The following is a 22,928-nucleotide window of genomic DNA, read 5'->3' as shown; positions in this document are numbered from 1 at the left end:
TGTTTGGCCGCCTTAGCCTGACAACCCTGGAGTGTCTGGTTTGATCGTCTTCCGTTATCTATCCCGCGAAGTCCTGTTGACCCTGAGTGCCGTGAGTGCGGTATTGCTGGTCATCATCATGAGTGGTCGTTTCGTCAAGTACCTGGCCCAGGCTGCCTCGGGCGCCCTGGACCCAGGTTCGCTGTTCCTGATCATGGGCTTTCGCCTGCCGGGCTTTTTGCAGTTGATCTTGCCGCTGGGCCTGTTTCTCGGGATTTTGTTGGCCTATGGCCGGCTCTACCTTGAAAGCGAAATGACAGTGCTTTCGGCTACCGGCATGAGCCAGCAGCGCTTGCTCGCGATGACCATGATCCCGGCCACAGGTGTCGCGTTGATCGTGGCCTGGTTGAGCCTGAGCCTGGCGCCCCAGGGGGCCATGCAGTTCCAGTTGGTGCTCAACAAACAGGACGCCATGACCGAGTTCGATACTCTGGAGCCGGGGCGCTTCCAGGCGCTTAACGACGGTACGCGGGTGACCTACACCGAGCGACTGTCCGAAGATCGCGCCAATCTGGGTGGGGTGTTCATTTCCGAGAAGCGTCTGGGCCAGGACAAGAAAGACCGTGGCATTTCCGTGCTGGTGGCCGACTCGGGCCGCCAGGAAGTGCGTCCTGACGGCAGCCGCTACCTGATCCTGGAAAATGGCTACCGCTACGATGGCAGCCCAGGCATGGCCGATTACCGCGCAATCAAGTACGACACCTACGGCGTGATGCTGGCCCGGCCGGATGTCAGCAACGAAGTCACCGACCGCGACGCCATCCCCACGCAGGACCTGTTCGGCAGCAAGGAGTTGCGCTCCATTGCCGAGTTGCAATGGCGGATCTCGCTGCCGTTGCTGGTGTTTATCGTGACCCTGATGGCCGTGCCGCTGTCCCGTGTGAACCCGCGCCAGGGCCGTTTCCTCAAATTGTTGCCGGCGATCCTGCTGTACATGGCCTACCTGACTATCCTGATTTCCGCCCGCGGATCCCTGGAGAAGGGCAAGCTGTCGCCAACCCTGGGGTTGTGGTGGGTGCACGGGATCTTCCTGGTGATCGGCCTGGGGTTACTCTATTGGGAGCCCATACGTCTGAAAATGAAGAGCCGTCGTGGCCTGAAGGAGATGGCTCGTGGTTAAGCTCGATCGCTACATTGGCAGCAGCGTATTGGTCGCGATCCTGGCGGTACTGGGCATCATCCTGGGCCTGGCTTCGCTGTTCGCCTTTATTGATGAGGTGGGTAGCGTCAGCGATACCTATACGGTGATGGACGTATTGAGCTACGTAGCGCTGACGGCGCCTCGTCGGCTCTACGACATGATGCCGATGGCCGCGCTGATCGGCTGCCTGATCGGCCTGGGCAGCCTGGCCAGCAATAGCGAGCTGACCATTATGCGCGCGGCGGGTGTTTCCATCGCTCGTATCGTCTGGGCGGTGATGAAGCCCATGCTGCTGCTGATGGCGGTCAGTGTGTTGATTGGTGAGTACGTGGCGCCACCAGCCGAGTCCACGGCCCAGGCCAATCGTGCCCTGGCCCAGGGCTCCGGTGACGCTCAGAGCGCCCGGCACGGCTTGTGGCATCGCCAGGGCGATGAGTTCATCCATATCAACGCCGTGCAGCCTGGTGGCTTGTTGATTGGTGTCACCCGCTACCAGTTTGATAAAGAGCGGCACATATTGTCGTCCAGCTTCGCCAGGCGCGCGCAATACGGCGACAATCAATGGCAATTGAGCGAAGTTACCACTACTCATTTCCGTAATCCGGGACAAGGCACCCAGGCGAGTACCGAGGTGATCAATTCACCGACAGAACAATGGGACATCTCGTTGAAGCCTGAATTGCTCAATACCGTGGTGATGATCCCGGAAAGCCTGCCGATCTCCGGTTTGTGGAGCTATATCCACTACCTCAAGGAACAGGGGCTGAACAACGGCCGTTACTGGCTGGCGTTCTGGGTCAAGGTCCTGCAACCGGTGGTGACGGCTGCGCTGGTGCTGATGGCCATCTCGTTCATCTTTGGCCCGCTGCGCTCGGTGACCCTGGGCCAGAGGGTGTTTACCGGCGTGCTGGTGGGCTTCACCTTCCGTATCGCCCAGGACCTGCTGGGTCCTTCAAGCCTGGTATTTGGCTTCTCACCGCTGTTTGCGGTGTTGGTGCCGACCGCTATCTGCGCCCTGGCCGGGTTCTGGCTGCTGCGTCGAGCCGGCTGATCCAGGCCGTATGAACAAAAAATGCCTCGTTCGAAAGATTGGGGCATTTTTGTTCATGGTCAGCAAAGATGACGTCTGGCCCGAGCATCAGGTACAATTCCCGGCTATTTTTCAGCGGGCAGTCTGCCTGCAGCCTTTTTGAGTGTTGATCCGTGAGTGATTTGAGTCATATCCGCAATTTCTCCATCATCGCCCACATTGACCATGGCAAGTCGACGCTGGCCGATCGATTCATCCAAATGTGCGGCGGCCTTGCCGAGCGTGAAATGGAAGCCCAGGTCCTGGACTCCATGGACCTCGAGCGTGAGCGCGGGATCACCATCAAGGCCCACAGCGTTACCCTGTACTACACCGCCAAAGACGGTATCAAGTACCAGTTGAACTTCATCGACACCCCAGGCCACGTTGACTTCACCTATGAAGTCAGCCGTTCCCTGGCGGCCTGTGAAGGCGCGTTGCTGGTGGTGGATGCGGGGCAGGGGGTCGAAGCTCAATCCGTGGCCAACTGCTACACCGCCATTGAGCAAGGCCTGGAAGTCATGCCGGTGCTGAACAAGATCGACCTGCCACAGGCCGATCCGGACCGCGTGAAAGAAGAAATCGAAAAAATCATCGGGATTGACGCCACCGACGCCGTCGAGTGCAGCGCCAAGACCGGCCTGGGCGTCGATGAAGTCCTCGAGCGCCTGGTCAAGACCATTCCCGCGCCTACCGGCAACTACGAAGATCCGCTGCAAGCGTTGATCATCGACTCCTGGTTCGACAACTACCTGGGGGTTGTCTCCCTGGTACGCGTGCGCCACGGCCGCGTGAAGAAAGGCGACAAGATCCTGGTCAAATCCACCGGCAAGATCCACCTGGTGGACAGCGTCGGTGTATTCAACCCCAAGCACACCGCGACCGTTGATCTGAAAGCCGGCGAAGTAGGCTTCATCATCGCGGGTATCAAGGACATCCACGGCGCGCCGGTGGGTGACACCCTGACCTTGAGCACCACCCCTGACGTCGACGTGCTGCCAGGCTTCAAGCGCATCCAGCCGCAGGTCTACGCGGGCCTGTTCCCGGTCAGTTCCGACGACTTCGAAGACTTCCGCGAAGCCCTGCAAAAGCTGACCCTCAACGACTCGTCGTTGCAGTACACCCCGGAAAGCTCCGACGCCCTGGGTTTCGGCTTCCGTTGCGGCTTCCTTGGCATGTTGCACATGGAAATCATCCAGGAGCGACTCGAGCGCGAGTACGACCTGGACCTGATTACGACAGCGCCCACGGTTATTTTTGAGTTGGTGCTCAAAACCGGTGAAACGATTTACGTCGACAACCCATCCAAGCTTCCGGATCTGTCGTCTATCGAAGACATGCGCGAACCGATCGTGCGGGCCAATATTCTTGTGCCGCAAGAACACTTGGGTAACGTCATTACCCTGTGTATCGAAAAGCGTGGCGTGCAGCACGACATGTTGTTCCTCGGTACCCAGGTGCAAGTAACCTACGATTTGCCGATGAACGAAGTGGTCCTGGACTTCTTTGACCGTCTCAAATCCACCAGTCGCGGCTATGCTTCGCTGGATTACCATTTTGATCGTTATCAGTCGGCTAACCTGGTGAAACTGGATGTGCTGATCAATGGTGACAAGGTCGACGCCCTGGCGCTGATCGTGCACAAGGATAACGCGCACTACAAAGGTCGACAGTTGACCGAGAAGATGAAGGAACTGATTCCGCGCCAGATGTTCGACGTTGCGATCCAGGCCGCCATTGGCGGGCAGATCATTGCGCGGACCTCCGTCAAGGCACTCAGAAAGAACGTACTGGCCAAATGCTATGGCGGCGACGTCAGCCGTAAGCGCAAGCTGCTTGAGAAGCAAAAGGCCGGTAAAAAACGCATGAAGCAAGTAGGCAATGTGGAAATTCCACAAGAAGCCTTCCTTGCGGTGCTCAGGTTGGATAGTTAGGTCCTATGTCACTAAATTTTCCGCTGTTGCTGGTCATCGCCGTTGCCGTTTGTGGTTTCCTGGCGTTGCTTGATCTGGTGTTCTTCGCCCCGCGTCGGCGCACGGCTATCGCGTCTTATCAAGGTAGCGTCAGCCAGCCTGATGTGGTCGTGATCGAGAAGCTGAACAAGGAACCGCTGCTGGTTGAATACGGCAAGTCGTTCTTCCCGGTTCTGTTTATCGTGCTGGTGCTGCGTTCGTTCCTGGTGGAGCCGTTCCAGATTCCTTCGGGGTCGATGAAACCGACCCTGGATGTGGGCGACTTCATCCTGGTGAACAAGTTTTCCTACGGGATCCGCTTGCCGGTGCTCGATAAGAAAATCATCGAGATCGGTGATCCGCAGCGCGGCGATGTGATGGTGTTCCGCTACCCAAGCGACCCGAACGTCAACTACATCAAGCGTGTGGTCGGCTTGCCGGGCGACGTGATTCGCTACACCAGCGACAAACGCCTGTTCGTCAACGGCGAATCGGTGGCGGAAAAACTGATCGGTTCCGAACCCAATACCCTGGGCAGCGCCGAGCTGTACCAGGAGAAACTCGGGGCGGCAGAGCATGAAATCCGCAAGGAAATGAGCCGCTACCGCTCGCCGCCCGATAACCAGTGGACAGTGCCTGCCGGGCATTACTTCATGATGGGCGACAACCGCGACAACTCCAATGACAGCCGTTACTGGGATGATCCCAACATTCCCAAAGAACTGCTGGGCATGGTTCCCGACCAGAATATCGTCGGCAAGGCCTTCGCGGTCTGGATGAGCTGGCCGGAACCCAAGCTCAGCCACCTGCCGAACTTCTCGCGGGTCGGGCTGATCAAGTAATCCATGCGGCGCTGTGTACACAGCGCCGCATGCTTTTCTGGGGCTTGGACAAATCGTCCGCTCCCGTGCAATACGCACCAGGATGTAAATTTGAACACAGCGTTAATCGTCGATGGCCGCCGGTGCCACGAATTGAATGTGGGTAAACCGTGAGCGTTTCTTTAAGCCGTCTCGAGCGTCAGCTCGGTTACACCTTCAAGGATCAGGAGTTGATGATCCTTGCCCTGACACACCGCAGTTTTGCCGGGCGTAACAACGAACGCCTGGAATTCCTCGGTGATGCCATCCTCAACTTTGCCGCCGGTGAAGCCCTGTTCGATCGCTTCCCCCTAGCCCGTGAAGGCCAGTTGTCGCGTTTGCGGGCCCGCCTGGTGAAAGGCGAGACCCTGGCCGTATTGGCCCGTGGCTTCGACCTGGGCGAGTACCTGCGCCTGGGTTCCGGCGAGTTGAAGAGCGGTGGTTTTCGCCGCGAGTCGATCCTGGCCGACGCCCTTGAGGCGCTGATCGGGGCCATCTACCTCGACGCGGGCATGGAAGTGGCCAAGGAGCGGGTACTGGCCTGGCTGACGTCGGAAATTGAAAGCCTGACGCTGGTCGACACCAACAAAGATCCCAAGACCCGCCTGCAGGAATTCCTGCAGTCCCGCGGGTGTGACCTGCCACGCTACGAAGTGGTGGATATCCAGGGTGAGCCTCACTGCCGAGTGTTCTTCGTCGAATGTGAAATCACCTTATTGAATGAAAAAAGCCGAGGTCAGGGTGTGAGTCGTCGTATTGCCGAACAGGTAGCGGCCGCCGCAGCACTGATTGCCCTGGGCGTGGAGAATGGCCATGACTGATTCAACCGCAACACGCTGTGGCTATGTTGCCATCGTCGGCCGTCCCAACGTGGGCAAGTCCACGCTGTTGAACCATATCCTGGGACAGAAGCTGGCGATCACCTCGCGCAAGCCTCAGACCACCCGTCACAATATGCTGGGCATCAAGACCGAAGGCAACGTGCAAGCGGTCTACGTTGACACTCCCGGCATGCACAAAGGCGGCGAAAAAGCCCTTAACCGCTACATGAACAAGACCGCTTCGGCGGCGTTGAAAGACGTCGACGTGGTGATCTTCGTCGTGGACCGCACCAAGTGGACCGACGAAGACCAAATGGTCCTTGAGCGTGTTCAGTACGTCACCGGCCCGCTGATCGTCGCGTTGAACAAAACCGACCGTATCGAAGACAAGGCCGAGCTGATGCCGCACCTGAGCTGGCTGCAGGAGCAACTGCCGAACGCCCAGATCATGCCGATCTCGGCCCAGCACGGTCACAACCTCGAAGCTCTGGAGCGGGTGATCGCCCAGCACCTGCCGGAGAACGAGCACTTCTTCCCGGAAGACCAGATCACCGACCGTAGCAGCCGCTTCCTTGCCGCCGAACTGGTGCGTGAGAAAATCATGCGCCAGATGGGCGCCGAACTGCCGTACCAGATCACCGTCGAAATCGAAGAGTTCAAGCAGCAGGGCAAGACCCTGCATATCCACGCGCTGATCCTCGTCGAACGTGATGGTCAGAAGAAAATCATCATTGGCGACAAAGGCGAGCGCATCAAGCGCATCGGTACCGAAGCGCGCAAGGACATGGAAGTGCTGTTCGATTCCAAGATCATGCTCAACCTGTGGGTGAAGGTTAAGGGTGGTTGGTCCGATGATGAGCGTGCGTTGCGTTCGTTGGGTTACGGCGACCTGTAAACCACTGCGACCTCCACACTGTAGGAACTAGGCGTCCCTTTTGCTCCTACAGTGTTACTTATCGCTTTGAAGACCGTGTTCCCTTAGCGAGCCCCCCATGTCCCAAACCCCGCCCACCAGCCAACCTGCCTACGTCTTGCACAGCCGCGCCTACCGCGAGACCAGCGCCCTGGTGGACTTCCTCACGCCCCAAGGCCGCCTGCGAGCGGTATTGCGCAGTGCGCGAGGCAAGGCGGGGACCTTGGCCCGGCCGTTCGTGGCCCTGGACGTGGAGTTTCGTGGCAAGGGCGAGCTGAAAAACGTCGGCCGCCTGGAAAGCATCGGCACTTCCAGTTGGCTCAACGGCGAGGCGCTGTTCAGCGGGCTCTACCTCAATGAGTTGCTGATCCGCTTGCTGCCCGCCGAAGATCCGCACCCTGGCGTCTTCGATCACTACGCCGCGACCTTGCTGGCCCTGGCCGAAGGCCGTCCCCTGGAGCCTCTGCTGCGTGCTTTCGAATGGCGCTTGCTGGACGACCTCGGCTACGGTTTTGAACTGAGCCAGGACCTGCACGGCGACCCTATCGCCGCCGACGGCATGTACCGTCTGCAAGTCGACGCGGGGCTGGAGCGGGTCTACCTGCTGCAACCCGGCCTGTTCCAGGGCACTGAGCTGCTGGCCATGAGCGAAGCCGACTGGACGGCACCTGGCGCCTTGTCTGCTGCCAAGCGCCTGATGCGCCAGGCCCTGGCCGTGCACTTGGGCGGCCGGCCGCTGGTCAGTCGCGAGTTGTTTCGAAAGCCCTGAGATCCCCGTGTATGCTGTGCACCGATTCCTTCCCTTTTCAGGAGCGCTTCCGTGACCACCAGCAATCGCATTCTTCTTGGCGTGAACATCGACCACGTTGCCACCCTGCGCCAGGCCCGGGGCACCCGTTACCCTGATCCGGTCAAGGCCGCGCTGGACGCCGAAGAAGCAGGCGCCGATGGCATCACCGTGCACCTGCGTGAAGACCGTCGGCACATCCAGGAGCGCGATGTGCTGCTGCTCAAGGACGTGCTGCAAACCCGCATGAACTTCGAAATGGGCGTCACCGAAGAGATGATGGCCTTCGCCGAGCGTATTCGCCCGGCGCACATTTGCCTGGTTCCGGAAACCCGCCAGGAATTGACCACCGAAGGCGGCCTCGATGTGGCCGGCCAGGAAGCGCGGATCAAGGCTGCGGTAGAGCGCCTGTCGAAGATTGGCTGTGAAGTCTCGTTGTTCATCGATGCGGATGAACGGCAGATCGAAGCATCGAAACGTGTCGGAGCACCCGCCATCGAGTTGCACACCGGTCGCTACGCTGACGCGACCACACCTACTGAGGTTGCCGACGAGTTGCAGCGCATCGTCGATGGCGTCGCCTGTGGCCTGGCCCAAGGCGTGATCGTCAACGCCGGTCACGGCCTGCACTACCACAACGTCGAAGCCGTGGCCGCCATCAAGGGCATCAACGAGCTGAACATCGGCCATGCCCTGGTGGCGCATGCACTGTTCGTCGGTTTCAAAGGTGCTGTTGCCGAGATGAAAGCGCTGATCCTGGCCGCTGCCAAAGCCTGAAATCAGCACTGCGGCAACGCGAACCCTTACTGTTTCGCATTTGCGGGTGTATCGTATTTGCCCTTTGCGGGTCTCGGACCCGCGGCAGATACGTGAGGTTGTTGTGTCCCGATCCTTTTCCCGTCGACAAATCCTCGGTGGTCTTGCCAGTCTTGCAGTGGTGGGCGTCGGTGCCGGTGGCGCTTACCGCTACTGGCTGGGGAAGATGGCCGATGCCGAGGCGGGGCATGATTACGAACTGATTGCCGCGCCCCTGGACGTGGAGCTGGTACCGGGGCATCAGACCCAAGCCTGGGCGTTCGGCCCCTCGGCGCCGGGCACCGAGTTACGGGTACGCCAAGGTGAGTGGTTGCGGGTGCGTTTTATCAACCACCTGCCGGTCGCCACCACCATCCACTGGCACGGCATTCGCCTGCCGCTGGAAATGGACGGCGTGCCCTACGTCTCGCAACTGCCGGTGTTGCCTGGCGAGTATTTCGACTACAAATTTCGCGTGCCCGATGCCGGCAGCTACTGGTATCACCCCCATGTGAACAGCAGCGAAGAGCTGGGCCGTGGCCTGGTGGGTCCCCTCATCATCGAGGAGCGCGAACCCACCGGGTTCAAGTACGAACGCACCCTGAGCCTGAAAAGCTGGCATGTGGACGAAGAGGGGGCGTTCGTGGCCTTCAGCATTCCCCGTGAAGCGGCTCGGGGCGGTACCGCCGGGCGCCTGTCGACCATCAATGGTGTGTCCCAGGCGGTGGTTGATTTACCGGCCGGGCAAATTACCCGTGTGCGCCTGCTTAACCTCGATAACACCCTGACTTATCGACTCAATATTCCCGGCGTCGAGGCGCAGATCTACGCATTGGATGGCAACCCCATCGAGCCACGACCGATGGGCAAGGACTACTGGCTGGGCCCCGGCATGCGCATCTGCCTGGCGATCAAGGCCCCTCCGGCGGGTGAAGAGCTGTCGATCCGCAACGGCCCGGTGCGCCTGGGTACGTTCCGCTCAGTGCCCAACACCGACGCGCCTACCGAATGGCCGCCCGCGCTGCCGGCCAACCCGATTGCCGAGCCAGACCTGGCCAGCGCCGAGAAACTCAACTTCAATTTCGAGTGGGTTGGCTCGGTCTCGGTGAACGTGGACAATGGCAAGCCGCCGAGCTTGTGGCAGATCAACGGCAAGGCCTGGGACATCACCGACAAGACCTGCGCCGACCGGCCGATTGCCAAGCTTGAGAAGGGCAAGAGCTACATTTTCGAATTGAGGAACATGACCCAGTACCAGCACCCGATCCACCTGCACGGCATGAGTTTCAAGGTCATTGCCTCGAACCGGCACAAGGTGATCCCGTATTTCACCGATACCTATCTGTTGGGCAAGAACGAGCGCGCCCGCGTTGCCCTGGTGGCGGATAACCCAGGGGTGTGGATGTTTCACTGCCATGTGATCGACCACATGGAAACCGGCCTGATGGCCGCTATCGAGGTAGCGTGATGCGCCAGTTTCGCCCTTTGGTGATTATTGACCGCAGCCGCGACCAGGACTTCATGCGCGAAGCCCTGGCCCTGGCCGCCCAAGGCGCTGCGCTGGGTGAAGTGCCGGTGGGCGCAGTGCTGGTGCAGGACGGTGAAATCATCGGGCGTGGATTCAACTGCCCCATCAGCGGCAATGACCCCAGCGCCCATGCCGAAATGGTCGCCATCCGCGCTGCAGCCCAGGCGGTCAGCAACTATCGCCTGCCGGGCAGCACCCTCTATGTGACGCTCGAACCTTGCAGCATGTGCGCAGGCCTGATTGTTCACTCGCGTATCGCCCGGGTGGTGTATGGCGCGCTGGAGCCCAAGGCCGGGATTGTACAAAGCCAGGGGCAATTTTTTACCCAGGGCTTTCTCAATCATCGGGTGCTGTTTGAAGGTGGCGTGCTAGCCGAGGAGTGCGGGAGGGTGTTGAGCGAGTTCTTCAAGGCCCGAAGAGCACGCTGATGATCGTCTTGCGGCCCTGCTCGTTCCCATGCTCCGCGTGGGAATGCCTCCTGGGACGCTCCGCGTCGCGCCATACGCGCACGACTCAAGCCTTGCGCAAGGTGTGACGCGGAGCGTGGGAACGATCCTTTATTTGCGGGCGACGATAACGGCGCGCATCGGTGCCGGCAGCCCTTCGATGGTCTTGCTGTGGTCGTCAGGGTCGAGGAAGTCGCTGAGGGACTGATACTTCATCCACGCTGTCCCGCGCTGCTCCTCGAGCGTGGTCACGCTCACATCCACGCAGCGCACCTCACTGAACCCGGCGCGGCGCAGCCATAGCATCAACGCCGGCACCGACGGCAGGAACCACACGTTACGCATCTGTGCGTAGCGATCTTCCGGCACTAGCACTTGCTGCTGATCGCCTTCCACCACCAACGTTTCCAGAACCAGTTCGCCACCTTTGACCAAGCAATCTTTCAGTGCCAGCAGGTGCTCGATCGGCGAGCGGCGATGGTAGAACACGCCCATGGAAAACACGGTATCGAAGCCTTCCATGTTAGGCGGCAGATCTTCAAACGGGAACGGTAAATGCCAGGCCTTCGGTGCCGACAGGTAACGCTGCACCGCCTGGAACTGGCAGAAAAACAGCCAGTTCGGGTCCACGCCAATCACGCTGTCGGCCCCGGCACCGAGCATGCGCCACATGTAATAACCGTTGCCGCAACCCACATCGAGGATGCGCTTGCCTTTGAGATCCAAATGCGGGGCAACGCGCGACCACTTCCAGTCCGAGCGCCATTCGGTGTCCACATGCACGCCAAACAGGTCGAAGGGGCCCTTGCGCCATGGGCACAGCCCCATCAGTGCGGTGTGCATCTGCGCGCGGGTTTCATCGTCGCAATCGGTGTCCAGGGTCAGGCCATTCAGCAAATCGACTTCGCTGGGCATGATTTTCGGCAGTGCATCCAACGCGCTCTGCCAACGCTCCAGGTCGCCATGACCCTTCTCCATCTTGCTATCGAGTTGCGCTTGCAGGCCCTGGGCCCATACGGCCAGGGGAGTGCCCACCAGATGGCGGGCGAGGGGAGACAGATCAATCATGGCAGGGCAATCAACGAGGCAAAGTTAAGACACTGGAACCACGGCACGACTTTCGAGAACCCGGCCGCCAGCAGGCGTTCGCGGTGTTCTTCGAGGCTGTCGGGCTTCATGACGTTTTCGATGGCGCTGCGCTTCTGGGCGATTTCCAGTTCGCTGTAGCCGTTGGCGCGCTTGAAGGCGATGTGCAGATCGGTGAGCAGGGCATGCTCTTCAAGGTCATTGAAACGCAACTTTTCCGAGAGGATCAGTGCGCCGCCTGGCAACAGCGACTGGCAAATCCGCCCGAGCAACGCCAGGCGTTCTTCGGGAGCGATGAATTGCAGGGTGAAGTTCAGCGCCACCACCGACGCCGGCTGAAATTGCAGCGCGAGGATATCGCCTTCGACCACCTCCACCGGCAGCAACTCCTGGAACATCGAATCCTGGCCGTTGAGATATTCCCGGCACCGCTCGACCATCGCCGCCGAGTTATCCACAGCAATCACCCGGCAACCGTCGGTGCGAACATGACGGCGCAAGGCCTGCGTCACTGCACCGAGGGACGAACCCAAGTCGTAGAGCACGCTATTGGGCTGGGCAAACTGCGCCGCGAGCACGCCGAGGTTCTCGACAATGGTCGGGTAGCCCGGTACCGAGCGCTTGATCATGTCCGGGAACACCCGCACCACGTCTTCGTTGAAGGCGAAGTCCGGCACCTGGGGCAAGGGCTGGGCGAATAGGCGATCGGGTTCTTTGCTCACGGCTGTTCCGGTGACGAAGGGGAAAAGCCGGCATTGTAGCCGCTGCCGCAGGCTGCGATAAGAGCGAAGGTCTTCAGCGGTGTTTCTGGCCGAACGCTGACGCTGTGATCCCCCATTGGCCCAGCCAATAAGCGGTGATCAGCAAGTACGGCGCTGCCTCGAACGCCACCACAAATCGGTTGATCCCAATCAGGGCATCGGAAAACACAAACGCCACAGCCCCTGACGCTGCCAGCAGCGCCGAGCGCTTGGGCACATCGCTGCCCAATCGGGCCAGGGCGCGCCAGAGCATGGCGCTGATCACCAGGGCGTAAACCACCACGGGTACCAGCAAGGGGCCCAGGCCGTGGGAAATCAGAACGCCCAGCAAAATCGCCCCCACTAACAGCGCCACTACCAGTGGCAGCAACGCCGGGCGGCGACAATCGCTCAAATAGGCTTTGAGGTACGCCAAATGGGCGAACAAAAACGCACCCAGGCCAAAGATGAACAAGTCTCCCGGCCACGCCAGCAGCACATCACCCACCAGCGAAAATATCAGCCCCAGGCTGATCCAGCGTCGATAGTCGGTGGGTGGCGCATCATTCAGCCAGCCCAGCAGTGCCAGCACCGGCATGGGCTTGACCAGCAGGCACAGCAACATGGCATGGGTGCTCAGGCCATAAAGGTAAGTCGCGGCGCCCATCAAGGCCAGGATCAGCCACGGCATATCAGTTCACCGTGATGGCGCAGTCGAAGGTGTCTGCAGGGTTCACTTCCGGCTCCCAAGGTTGCTGGTAGGTCAGGCGCAAGCGGCCCTGGCCTGGGGCAAAAGCCTGGAAGCGCCAAGTGGATTCACCGCCACTGCCCACCAGGCCGGTATTTTCAGGGTTGCTGTAGACCTCGGGGCTCAGGCTGCGCAAAACGCCGCCGGCTGAATCCTGGATGGCCCAGCGGTAGCCAGTGGTGGGGTTGCTGGGCAGGGTGAGGATCAGGTTTTGCCCGGTTTTAAGCTGGAGCGGGCAGGTGTTCTGATTTTCCACGGTGACGTTTTGCTTTGGCGCACTGGCGCAGGCGGCGAGCAAGGCGAGGCTCAACGGGAGAAGCAGGCGGACAGCAGTCATGGGGGCTCCGTTTATTCACGACGAAGGGCGAGCATAACCGAAGATGAGACAAGGTGTGACAGAGGGGATGCATTCCCACGCAGAGCGTGGGAATGATCGGGAGGGTTTAGAACAATATCTTCGCCACATCCGCAAAGCGCTTGGCAAAGTGCACGGTCATGCCTTCCTTCAAGTACTCCGGCAGTTCCTCGAAACTGCCCCGGTTCGGCTCCGGCAGGATCAACTCGTGGATTTTCTGGCGTCGCGCCGCAATCACTTTCTCGCGCACGCCGCCAATGGGCAGTACATGTCCGGTCAGGGTCAACTCGCCAGTCATTGCCACGCCTTTTTTCGGTGGCTGGCTACGCGCCAGCGACAGCAGCGCACTGGCCATGGTCACCCCGGCACTCGGGCCGTCTTTGGGCGTAGCGCCTTCGGGCACATGCAAGTGCACGAAGGCCTCGTCGAAGAATTTCGGATCACCGCCAAACGACTTCAGGTTGGAGCTGATGTAGCTGTAGGCAATCTCGGCGGACTCTTTCATCACCTCACCCAACTGCCCGGTGAGTTTGAAACCGCGATTAAGGGTATGGATGCGCGTCGCCTCAATCGGCAAGGTCGCGCCGCCCATGCTGGTCCAGGCCAGGCCGGTAATCACGCCGGTACCGGACAGGACCTGCTCATTGCGAAACACCGGCATGCCCAGGGAGCTTTCCAGGTCCTTGTTGCCAATCTTGATGATCGAGTCCGGCTCATCCAGCAGCTTGACCACCGCCTTGCGCACCAGCTTGCCCAGCTGTTTTTCCAGCTGGCGCACCCCGGCTTCCCGGGCGTAGCCGTCGATCAACGCGCGCAAGGCGCCGTCGGTGATGCTCAGGCTGCTTTTTGATACGCCGGCTTTTTCCAACTGCTTGGGCCACAGGTGGCGCTTGGCGATGGCGACTTTTTCTTCGGTGATATAACCCGACAGGCGAATCACTTCCATCCGGTCCAGCAACGGGCCTGGGATCGAGTCCAGGGTGTTGGCGGTGCACACGAACAACACTTTGGACAGGTCCAGGCGCAGGTCCAGGTAGTGGTCGAGGAACTCGACGTTCTGCTCCGGGTCCAGGGTTTCCAGCAAGGCCGAGGCCGGGTCGCCCTGGAAGCTCTGGCCCATCTTGTCGATCTCGTCGAGCATGATCACCGGGTTCATCACTTCCACATCCTTGAGCGCCTGCACCAGCTTGCCCGGCAGGGCGCCGATGTAGGTGCGGCGATGGCCCTTGATCTCGGCCTCGTCGCGCATGCCGCCGACGCTGAAGCGGTAGAACGGCCGCCCCAGGGATTCGGCAATTGATTTGCCCACGCTGGTCTTGCCCACGCCCGGCGGGCCCACCAGCAGCACGATGGAACCGGCAACCTCACCTTTGTATGCGCCCACGGCAAGGAACTCCAGGATGCGAGTCTTGATGTCATCCAGGCCGGCGTGATGTTTGTCCAGCACTTTACGGGCGTGCTTGAGGTCGAGTTTGTCCTCGCCATACACGCCCCATGGCACCGAAGTCGCCCAGTCCAGGTAATTGCGGGTCACCGCGTATTCCGGTGAGCCGGTCTCCAGGATCGACAGCTTGTTCATTTCTTCGCTGATGCGTTTTTGCGCCTGGGCCGGCAGCACCTTGCCCACCAGTCGCTGTTCGAACTGTTCGACATCGGCGCTGCGGTCATCCTTGGTCAGCCCCAGTTCTTGCTGGATGACCTTGAGTTGCTCCTTGAGGAAGAATTCGCGCTGGTGCTCGCCGATCTTGCGATTCACCTCAGCGGAGATTTCTTTCTGCAGGCGCGCAACTTCGACTTCCTTGCGCAGCATCGGCAACACTTTCTCCATGCGCTTGAGCATGGGCACGCAGTCCAGTACTTCCTGCAACTCGTTACCGGTGGCCGACGTCAGCGCGGCGGCGAAGTCGGTCAGTGGCGAGGGATCGTTAGGGCTGAAGCGGTTGAGGTAGTTCTTCAACTCTTCGCTGTACAGCGGGTTCAGCGGCAGCAGTTCCTTGATGGCATTGATCAATGCCATGCCGTAGGCCTTGACCTCGTCGGTCGGCTCGGAGGGCTGGTGCGGGTATTCGACTTCCACCAGGTACGGCGGGCGATGGTGCTTGAGCCAGGTGCGAATCCTCACGCGGGTCAGGCCCTGGGCGACGAATTGCAGCTTGCCGTTCTCGCGGCTGGCGTGATGGACCTTTACCAGGGTGCCGTACAGCGGCAGGGCGGAGGTGTCGAAATGCCGTGGGTCTTCTGGCGGCGTATCCATGAAAAACAGGGCAAGGGAGTGGTGGTCGGAGTTGCTCACCAGTTCCAGGGTTTCGGCCCACGGCTCTTCATTGACGATCACTGGCAGCACTTGAGCCGGGAAGAAAGGCCGGTTGTGGATCGGGATGATGTAGACCTTGTCCGGCAGGTTCTGCCCAGGCAGGGCCAGGCCGGTGTTGGATGAGGCGTGTTCGGCGTTTTCCGGGTCAGCGTAGTCGCTGAGGTCGATATCAGGGAATTCTTGCTGGTCGCTCATGGGGCACCTGCATAAGGAAGTATGGAGGTTAGATGGGGCGGGTCAGCGGTGGTTTCAATGGTGAGGCGTGGTTAGCAACAAATTGCATGGTATTTGCTGCCATTGCTCGTTTTCACGTTCTGTGTGAGAACGATCCGTATCAACTGATTTTGTGCAGGTAGGCGGGCAACGGTTGTTCCGGTAATACAGAAAGCACCTTCAGGCGCTGCAACATCCGCTGCCGTGCCCGTTGCAGGTGCTCACGCAGGTTCAGTGCCGCCGCATCAAAGGCTCCGTGCAGCAACAGTTCCAGGATCAACCGGTGCTCAGCCAGCATGGCCGGGTCGGCGCCGATGCCCAGCAGTCGGTAGAAGATCCGACTGATGATCATCGGGCTCTGGCCCTGGCGGATCAGCGCGGCGATCTTGCGGTTTTGCAGGCCGGCCAGGCAGTGCTGGTGCAGGTCCTCTTCCAGTTGTTCGATTTCCTCAAGGCTGCAATGGGGGCTGTTTTGCGCATCGATCACCCGCTGCAACATTGTCTCCAGCACTTCGCGCGAAAGGTCCGGAGCGCTTTGGCGCAAGGCTTCCGGCTCCAGGCAGGCCCGCAGTTCGTAGTCTTCGGTGACTTCCCGGGCAGTCAGCGGCCCGGCCAGCCATTGCGAGTACGGTTCCTTTTCCACCAGGCCGCGATCTCGCAGGCGCATCAGCGCTTCACGCACCACCGCGCGGCTGACGCCGTAGTGCTCGGCGGCGGCCTGTTCATCGAGACGGTAATGACCAAAGGCGATACAGGTGGACAGCGCTGCGCCGATTTCCTCGACGATGCGCTCGCCCAGGGGGCGGGTATCCACCAGTTCAGCCTCGCCGTTAAGGCCCAGGTGCGCATGACTCAGGGGCAGGCGCAGCGGTTGCAGGTCGAGACCATCGGGGTTGATCAAATAGCCACGACCCTTGAAACGACAGATCAGCCCGGCGTCATGCAGCAGGTCCAAGGCCTTGCGCACCGGAACACGGCTGGTGCCGAACAGCTCGGCCAGCGGCGCTTCCAGCAGCACCAGGCCATGACGGGCAGTGCCGTTGACGATGGCGTCGCGTAATACCTGGTGAATCATCGCGTAACGGGAGGCCGAGGCGGACACTGCTTTCATCGGGTTCTCTGGAGCAAACGGGTCGGTGGCCGGGGATTCTCTCATAGATGCGCCTGTCACTTTGGGCCACGTCGATGGCACTTATTTGGGGCCCTGAAGGTAGGAATGTTACTTTTTGCACCAAAATGTATTTATTAATAAAAGATACATTATTTCATTTGGTGCTTACCTTAAAAAATTCATGGGCTTTGTTTTCATCCATCAAACCCTTCTAGGCTTTAGATCTTAGGCATCACCCAAAATTTCAGGGTTAGGCTGCGATTAAGACTGGCACGAAACCTGCCTTTATTAAATGTACATTTTATTAATATGTACATTTTTATAGGTCGTTCCCATGTCAGATGCCACTTCATTGGTCGAAGACTTCGCCAGCGGTCGCAGCGATCCGGTGCAAGCCCTCGAACGGGCACTCGATCAGGCGAGTAACGTTCCCGGTGTTTTCATCTCCCTGACCGCCGAGCGCGCCCGTCGGGAAGCCGAAGCGTCAGCCGCCCGCTGGCGTGCCGGGCAGCCATTGAGCGTGTTTGATGGCATCCCGCTGGCCTGGAAAGATTTGTTTGACGTTGCAGGCAGCGTCACCACCGCCGGTGCCGCGTTCCGCCGCCAGGCGCCTGCCGCCTTGCTGGATGCACCCAGTGTTGGCCTGTTGTGCCGTGCTGGAATGGTCAGCCTGGGCAAGACCAACCTCAGTGAGCTGGCGTATTCCGGCCTTGGCCTGAACCCGCACTTCGGCACGCCGCACAATCCCCACGGCAGTGATCAACCACGGATTCCCGGTGGCTCGTCTTCGGGCTCGGCGGTGGCCGTGGCCGCCGGCATTGTGCCGATTGCGATGGGCACCGACACCGCCGGTTCGATCCGCATTCCGGCCGCTCTCAACGGCCTGGTGGGGTACCGCAGCAGTTGTCGGCGCTACAACCGTGACGGGGTGTTTCCCTTGGCCCACAATCTCGACAGCCTCGGCCCGTTGACCCGTAGCGTGCGCGATGCCTTGGCCATCGACGCGTTGCTCAATGGTCGCGACCTGCGCCAGCGACGTATTGCAGGCAGCCTCAAGGGGCAGCGCCTGGTGGTGGAGCAGCAGGTACTGGAAGACACCCGCGTCGAAACCGCCGTGCGCGACAACGTGCTGCGTGCGGTCGAACAGATGAGGGCTGCCGGTGCATTGATTGAGGTGCGGCCTTCGCCCGCCTTCCAAGCCACTCTCGACCTGATCCAACACCAAGGCTGGCTCGGCTCTTTCGAGGCCTTCGCCCTCCATGAAACCTTGCTCGACAGCCCCGACGCCGGGCAACTGGATCCACGTGTGCGCCGCCGTCTCGAAGCCGCCCGTACATTGCCCGCCAGTCAGTTACTCAGGCTGTACGACGCCCGCCGTGGTCTGCAACAGCAACTCGCTGAAGAACTCGACGGCGCTATCTTGATCACGCCGACCGTCGCCCATGTTGCCCCCGCGCTGGCACCGCTGGAGGCCGATGACGATTTGTTCGTGAAAACCAACCTCGCCACCTTGCGCCTGACCATGCCCGGCAGCCTGTTGGACATGCCCGGCGTCAGCTTGCCCTGCGGCCGTGACGCCCTGGGCCTGCCCACTGGCCTATTGCTTAGCGCCCCCAGCGGTGAAGACGCACGGCTGCTCAGGGCCGCCCTGTCCGTTGAAACCGTACTTATTCGATAAGGAGACACATCATGGCTAAAGACATCCTCTGTGCATTTGGCGTCGACGTTGACGCCGTCGCCGGCTGGCTCGGCTCCTACGGCGGCGAAGACTCCCCGGACGATATTTCCCGTGGCCTGTTCGCCGGTGAAATCGGCGCGCCACGGCTGTTGAAGTTGTTCGAACGCTACGGCCTGCGCACCACTTGGTTTATTCCCGGTCACTCGATGGAAACCTTCCCCGAGCAGATGAAGGCGGTGGCCGACGCCGGCCATGAAATCGGCGTGCACGGTTACAGCCACGAAAACCCTATCGCCATGACCGCCGAACAGGAAGAAATCGTCCTCGACAAGTCCATCGAGCTGATCACCCAGGTCACCGGCAAACGGCCCACCGGCTACGTCGCGCCGTGGTGGGAATTCAGCAAGGTCACCAACGAACTGCTGCTGAAAAAAGGCATCAAGTACGACCACAGCTTGATGCACAACGACTTCCACCCGTACTACGTGCGCAAGGGCGACAGCTGGACCAAGATCGATTACAGCCAGCACCCCGACACCTGGATGAAGCCCTTGGTGCGCGGTGAAGAAACCGACCTGGTGGAGATCCCGGCCAACTGGTACCTCGACGACTTGCCACCAATGATGTTTATCAAAAAGGCCCCCAACAGCCACGGCTTCGTCAACCCGCGCCACCTGGAAGAAATGTGGCGCGACCAGTTCGACTGGGTCTACCGCGAACACGAACACGCGGTGTTCACCATGACCATCCACCCCGACGTTTCCGGTCGCCCGCAAGTGCTGCTGATGCTTGAGCGGCTGATCGAACACATCCAAAGCCACGCGGGCGTGCGCTTCGTCACCTTTGACGAAATCGCCGATGATTTTATCCGCCGGCAACCCCGTACCTGACCCTGCAGGAGCGGGCTTGCCCGCGAAAATCGCCAACGATGACGCAGCGTTTCTGGTTTAACGCGGCGTTCTCAGGTTTTTCGCGGGCAAGCCCGCTCCTACAGGTGAGAGCAACCCGTACCTGACCTTTGCCCCCATCGAGGCGCGATCCATGTCTATCTATAACAAAATCGACCTGACTGGCTGGAAACCCCGGCAACTGACGCCCAAGGAAGTGCGCTTCGCCACCTGGATCGCGTTTTTCGCCTGGGTGTTTGCGGTGTATGACTTCATTTTATTTGGCACCCTGCTGCCGGAAATCGGCCGGCACTTCGGCTGGGGTGAAGTGGAGCAAGCCGAGATCGCGACCTGGGTGGCTGTGGGCACCGCCGTCGTGGCGCTGGCCATTGGTCCGCTGGTGGACAAACTGGGGCGGCGCACCGGGATTATCTTCACCGTCGCCGGCTCCGCCGTGTGCTCGGCGTTGACCGCTATTGGCGGAGCGTGGGGTAAGTCACCGTTGATTTTCATCCGCTCCCTGGGCGGGTTGGGCTATGCCGAGGAAACGGTCAACGCCACTTACTTGAGCGAGCTGTACGCTGCCTCCGACGACCCGAAACTGGCCAAGCGTCGTGGATTTATCTACAGCCTGGTGCAAGGCGGTTGGCCAGTGGGCGCGCTGATCGCAGCGGGTTTGACCGCGCTGTTGTTGCCGATCATTGGCTGGCAAGGCTGCTTCATTTTCGCGGCGATCCCGGCCGTCGTGATTGCGATCATGGCGCGCAAGCTCAAGGAAAGCCCGCAGTTCCAGATTCACCAACGTATCACCCAGCTGCGTAAAAGCGGCGCAGTGAGCGAGGCGAAAAACGTCGCGCAGACCTACGGCGTGGACTACGACGAACACAGCAAGGCTGGCCTTAAAGCCGCATTCCGTGGCCCGGCGCGGCGAGCGACGCTGGTGATCGGTGCGGCGATTTTGCTCAACTGGGCGGCGATACAGGTGTTCAGCGTGCTTGGTACTTCGGTGATCGTCAGCGTGCATCACATCTCGTTCGAGAACTCGCTGATCATCCTCGTGCTGTCGAACCTGGTGGGGTACTGCGGTTACCTGAGCCACGGTTGGATGGGTGACAAGATTGGACGTCGTAACGTGATTGGCCTGGGCTGGATGCTCGGCGGCCTGGCGTTTGCCGGGATGCTCTACGGCCCGAGCAATATGCCCATGGTCGTCGGCTTGTACAGCCTGGGCCTGTTCTTCCTGATCGGCCCGTACTCGGCGGCGCTGTTTTTCATCAGTGAAAGTTTCCCCACCAGTATCCGCGCCACCGGCGGCGCGATCATTCATGCCATGGGGCCGATTGGCGCGGTGGTCGCAGGGTTTGGTGCCACTCAAGTGTTGTCTGCCGGCAGTGACTGGCAGACCGCCGCGCTGTGGTTCGGTGCGCTGCCGTGTTTCTTGTCCGGCGCCCTGATGTTTGCTGCACGCCATGTGCGTCCGGAAACCGTTCAGTAAGGAGTTTCAGATGAGCCGTAAAGTAGCCTTGATTACCGGTGCCGCCAGCGGCATCGGCCAAGCCCTTGCCGTGGCTTATGCCCGCAGCGGCGTGGCGGTGGTGGGCGGGTATTACCCCGCCGACCCCCATGACCCGCAAGCCACCGTATCCCTGGCGCAAGAAGCGGGTGGTGAGTGCCTGATGCTGGCGCTGGATGTAGGCGATACCGCCTCGGTGGACGCGTTGGCCGAGCAAGCCATTGAGCATTTTGGTCGCCTCGATTACGCCGTGGCCAATGCCGGCCTGTTGCGCCGTGCGCCGCTGCTGGAAATGACCGATGCGCTGTGGAACGAGATGCTCAATGTCGACCTGACTGGGGTGATGCGCACCTTCCGTGCCGCCACCCGGCATATGAGCGAGGGTGGGGCGCTGGTGGCGATTTCCTCGATTGCCGGTGGCGTGTATGGCTGGCAGGAGCATGCCCATTACGCCGCAGCCAAGGCCGGAGTACCAGGCTTGTGTCGGTCGCTGGCGGTGGAGCTGGCGCCTTTGGGTATTCGTTGCAATGCGGTGATTCCGGGCTTGATCGAGACCCCGCAGTCATTGGATGCGAAGAACTCCCTGGGGCCTGAAGGCCTGGCAAAGGCGGCGCGAGCCATTCCGTTGGGCCGGGTAGGGCGAGCGGATGAAGTGGCGTCGCTGGTGCGTTTCTTGACCAGTGAGGAGTCGAGTTACCTGACGGGCCAAAGCATTGTGATTGATGGTGGGCTGACCGTGCGCTGGCCGGATTAAACACTAACGTTCGTTCCCACGCAGAGCGTGGGAACGATCAATGAGGGAGCAAGATGAACGTATTGAGTAACCGCCGCGCCGTGATCACCGGTGCCGGCAGCGGCATCGGTGCTGCCATTGCCCGGGCATATGCCGCCGAAGGCGCGCGCCTGTTGCTGGCCGACCGTGATGCCACGCGCTTGGCAGAAACCGCCATCGCTTGCCGTAACCTCGGTGCCGAAGTCTTCGAGTGCATCGCCGACGTCGGCACCGTCGAAGGCGCCCAAGCCAGCGTTGATGCATGCGTGGCGCATTACGGCGGCATCGACATCCTGGTCAACAACGCCGGCATGCTGACCCAGGCCCGCTGTGTCGACCTGAGCATCGAGATGTGGAACGACATGCTGCGCGTCGACCTCACCAGTGTCTTCGTCGCCAGCCAGCGCGCCTTGCCCCATATGTTGGCGCAACGCTGGGGACGGATTATCAACGTTGCCTCGCAACTGGGGATCAAGGGCGGTGCTGAGCTGACCCATTACGCGGCCGCCAAGGCCGGGGTAATCGGCTTCACCAAGTCCCTGGCCCTGGAAGTGGCCAAGGACAACGTGTTGGTTAACGCCATCGCCCCAGGCCCGATTGAGACACCCTTGGTGGGTGGCATCAGCGAGACCTGGAAGCGCGCCAAGTCCGCGGAGCTGCCCCTGGGGCGTTTCGGTGTGGCCGACGAAGTGGCGCCCACGGCCGTGCTATTGGCCAGCGAGCCGGGTGGCAATCTGTTTGTCGGCCAGACCTTAGGGCCCAACTCCGGCGATGTCATGCCATGAACGAGGGCTGAGCATGTGCGGACTCTGCGGACTGTTGGGCGAAGACCTGCACTGGAGCGACCCCCTGGACGATGAGCTGCCCCGTCGCCGCGAACGCCTGCGGCGGATCGCCGCGATCAATCAGGTGTTGGCGGTGTTCCGGCTCAAGGTCGAGGACTTCCAGGGCGCTTCCTATTTGCTGTTGGGCGCCACCGGCAAGCAGGAATTGGCCAGTGGGCTGGATCAACTTTGGCAAGCGGCCGAAAGCATGCTCGGCCGACCGTTGGATCCCCTAGATCCCAAATTGCTCGACCACTTGGAATACAGCCCACTGTAGGAGCGGGCTTGCCCGCGAAAACCGTCAACGATAACGCGTGCTGTCTGGATTAATGTGGC

At 60.5% G+C, this 22,928-nt stretch carries 22 protein-coding genes; 16 read left to right on the top strand and 6 right to left on the bottom strand.

Going from position 1 to position 22,928, the window contains the following annotated elements:
- Positions 1 to 40: 40 nt before the first annotated feature.
- The 10 genes from lptF to tadA all read left to right on the top strand — a co-directional run bounded on the left by lptF (position 41) and on the right by tadA (position 10,333).
- Positions 41 to 1,159, top strand: a complete 1,119-nt coding sequence (gene lptF, locus GIR22_RS15980; RefSeq protein ID WP_154744271.1) for an LPS export ABC transporter permease LptF — start codon at positions 41 to 43, stop codon at positions 1,157 to 1,159.
- Positions 1,152 to 2,231 carry an LPS export ABC transporter permease LptG gene (gene lptG, locus GIR22_RS15975; protein ID WP_178122294.1) on the top strand — a complete coding sequence of 360 codons (1,080 nt, stop codon included), beginning with the start codon at positions 1,152 to 1,154 and terminating at the stop codon, positions 2,229 to 2,231. Before lptF ends, lptG begins: the two co-directional genes overlap by 8 nt.
- Before the next feature lie 152 nt (positions 2,232 to 2,383).
- Positions 2,384 to 4,183, top strand: a complete 1,800-nt coding sequence (gene lepA, locus GIR22_RS15970; protein WP_178122293.1) for a translation elongation factor 4 — start codon at positions 2,384 to 2,386, stop codon at positions 4,181 to 4,183.
- A gap of 5 nt (positions 4,184 to 4,188) precedes the next feature.
- Positions 4,189 to 5,043: a signal peptidase I gene (lepB, locus tag GIR22_RS15965; protein WP_154744270.1), complete on the top strand. Its 855-nt coding sequence runs from the start codon at positions 4,189 to 4,191 to the stop codon at positions 5,041 to 5,043.
- 149 nt (positions 5,044 to 5,192) lie between these two features.
- The gene (rnc, locus tag GIR22_RS15960) at positions 5,193 to 5,882 is read left to right on the top strand and encodes a ribonuclease III (protein WP_178122292.1); all 690 of its coding nucleotides are present in this window, start codon (positions 5,193 to 5,195) and stop codon (positions 5,880 to 5,882) included.
- A complete protein-coding gene (era, locus tag GIR22_RS15955) occupies positions 5,875 to 6,777 on the top strand; it encodes a GTPase Era (protein WP_154744269.1) in 903 nt (300 codons plus the stop codon). The genes rnc and era overlap by 8 nt, the downstream gene beginning before the upstream one ends.
- 97 nt (positions 6,778 to 6,874) lie before the next feature.
- On the top strand, positions 6,875 to 7,564 hold the full coding sequence (gene recO, locus GIR22_RS15950; RefSeq protein ID WP_154744268.1) for a DNA repair protein RecO: 690 nt from the start codon (positions 6,875 to 6,877) through the stop codon (positions 7,562 to 7,564).
- Positions 7,565 to 7,615: 51 nt separating this feature from the next.
- A complete protein-coding gene (pdxJ, locus tag GIR22_RS15945; protein WP_178122291.1) occupies positions 7,616 to 8,359 on the top strand; it encodes a pyridoxine 5'-phosphate synthase in 744 nt (247 codons plus the stop codon).
- Positions 8,360 to 8,462: 103 nt separating this feature from the next.
- Entirely contained in the window at positions 8,463 to 9,845 is a 1,383-nt protein-coding gene (locus tag GIR22_RS15940) for a multicopper oxidase domain-containing protein (RefSeq protein WP_178122290.1), read from the top strand.
- Complete coding sequence (gene tadA / locus GIR22_RS15935; RefSeq protein ID WP_154744267.1) at positions 9,845 to 10,333, top strand: tRNA adenosine(34) deaminase TadA; 489 nt, start codon at positions 9,845 to 9,847, stop codon at positions 10,331 to 10,333. The genes GIR22_RS15940 and tadA overlap by 1 nt, the downstream gene beginning before the upstream one ends.
- A 129-nt stretch (positions 10,334 to 10,462) precedes the next feature.
- On the opposite strand, the gene cmoB is transcribed toward tadA, so the two are convergent.
- From cmoB to GIR22_RS15905, 6 genes are all read right to left on the bottom strand, one after another.
- Positions 10,463 to 11,419, bottom strand: a complete 957-nt coding sequence (gene cmoB, locus GIR22_RS15930) for a tRNA 5-methoxyuridine(34)/uridine 5-oxyacetic acid(34) synthase CmoB (RefSeq protein ID WP_154744266.1) — start codon at positions 11,417 to 11,419, stop codon at positions 10,463 to 10,465.
- The gene (gene cmoA, locus GIR22_RS15925) at positions 11,416 to 12,159 is read right to left on the bottom strand and encodes a carboxy-S-adenosyl-L-methionine synthase CmoA (protein WP_178122289.1); all 744 of its coding nucleotides are present in this window, start codon (positions 12,157 to 12,159) and stop codon (positions 11,416 to 11,418) included. The genes cmoB and cmoA overlap by 4 nt, the downstream gene beginning before the upstream one ends.
- Before the next feature lie 73 nt (positions 12,160 to 12,232).
- On the bottom strand, positions 12,233 to 12,868 hold the full coding sequence (locus GIR22_RS15920) for a lysoplasmalogenase (protein WP_154744264.1): 636 nt from the start codon (positions 12,866 to 12,868) through the stop codon (positions 12,233 to 12,235).
- Between the two features lies 1 nt (position 12,869).
- Positions 12,870 to 13,262, bottom strand: a complete 393-nt coding sequence (locus GIR22_RS15915) for a protease inhibitor I42 family protein (protein WP_154744263.1) — start codon at positions 13,260 to 13,262, stop codon at positions 12,870 to 12,872.
- A 106-nt stretch (positions 13,263 to 13,368) separates the two neighbouring features.
- Positions 13,369 to 15,789, bottom strand: a complete 2,421-nt coding sequence (lon, locus tag GIR22_RS15910; protein WP_154744262.1) for an endopeptidase La — start codon at positions 15,787 to 15,789, stop codon at positions 13,369 to 13,371.
- 139 nt (positions 15,790 to 15,928) lie between these two features.
- Positions 15,929 to 16,918: a GntR family transcriptional regulator gene (locus GIR22_RS15905; protein ID WP_154744336.1), complete on the bottom strand. Its 990-nt coding sequence runs from the start codon at positions 16,916 to 16,918 to the stop codon at positions 15,929 to 15,931.
- 334 nt (positions 16,919 to 17,252) lie between these two features.
- On the opposite strand from GIR22_RS15905, the gene GIR22_RS15900 reads away from it, so the two are divergent.
- The 6 genes from GIR22_RS15900 to GIR22_RS15875 all read left to right on the top strand — a co-directional run bounded on the left by GIR22_RS15900 (position 17,253) and on the right by GIR22_RS15875 (position 22,869).
- Entirely contained in the window at positions 17,253 to 18,596 is a 1,344-nt protein-coding gene (locus GIR22_RS15900; protein ID WP_154744261.1) for an amidase, read from the top strand.
- Positions 18,597 to 18,607: 11 nt separating this feature from the next.
- Positions 18,608 to 19,486, top strand: coding sequence for a polysaccharide deacetylase family protein (locus tag GIR22_RS15895; protein ID WP_003234086.1), 879 nt, complete (start codon positions 18,608 to 18,610; stop codon positions 19,484 to 19,486).
- 151 nt (positions 19,487 to 19,637) lie between these two features.
- Positions 19,638 to 20,978 (top strand): MFS transporter, encoded by a 1,341-nt coding sequence (locus tag GIR22_RS15890; RefSeq protein ID WP_154744260.1) that lies wholly within the window; start codon positions 19,638 to 19,640, stop codon positions 20,976 to 20,978.
- Between the two features lie 10 nt (positions 20,979 to 20,988).
- Positions 20,989 to 21,750, top strand: coding sequence for an SDR family NAD(P)-dependent oxidoreductase (locus GIR22_RS15885; protein WP_154744259.1), 762 nt, complete (start codon positions 20,989 to 20,991; stop codon positions 21,748 to 21,750).
- A 53-nt stretch (positions 21,751 to 21,803) separates the two neighbouring features.
- Entirely contained in the window at positions 21,804 to 22,553 is a 750-nt protein-coding gene (locus tag GIR22_RS15880; RefSeq protein ID WP_154744258.1) for an SDR family NAD(P)-dependent oxidoreductase, read from the top strand.
- A gap of 13 nt (positions 22,554 to 22,566) precedes the next feature.
- Positions 22,567 to 22,869 carry a hypothetical protein gene (locus GIR22_RS15875; protein ID WP_154744257.1) on the top strand — a complete coding sequence of 101 codons (303 nt, stop codon included), beginning with the start codon at positions 22,567 to 22,569 and terminating at the stop codon, positions 22,867 to 22,869.
- Positions 22,870 to 22,928: the final 59 nt, after the last annotated feature.

This window comes from Pseudomonas karstica (genome assembly GCF_009707515.1).
Lineage (GTDB): Bacteria > Pseudomonadota > Gammaproteobacteria > Pseudomonadales > Pseudomonadaceae > Aquipseudomonas > Aquipseudomonas karstica.
The sequence above is the reverse complement of the archived record's forward strand: the minus strand, read 5'-3'. Positions and strand labels throughout refer to the sequence as shown.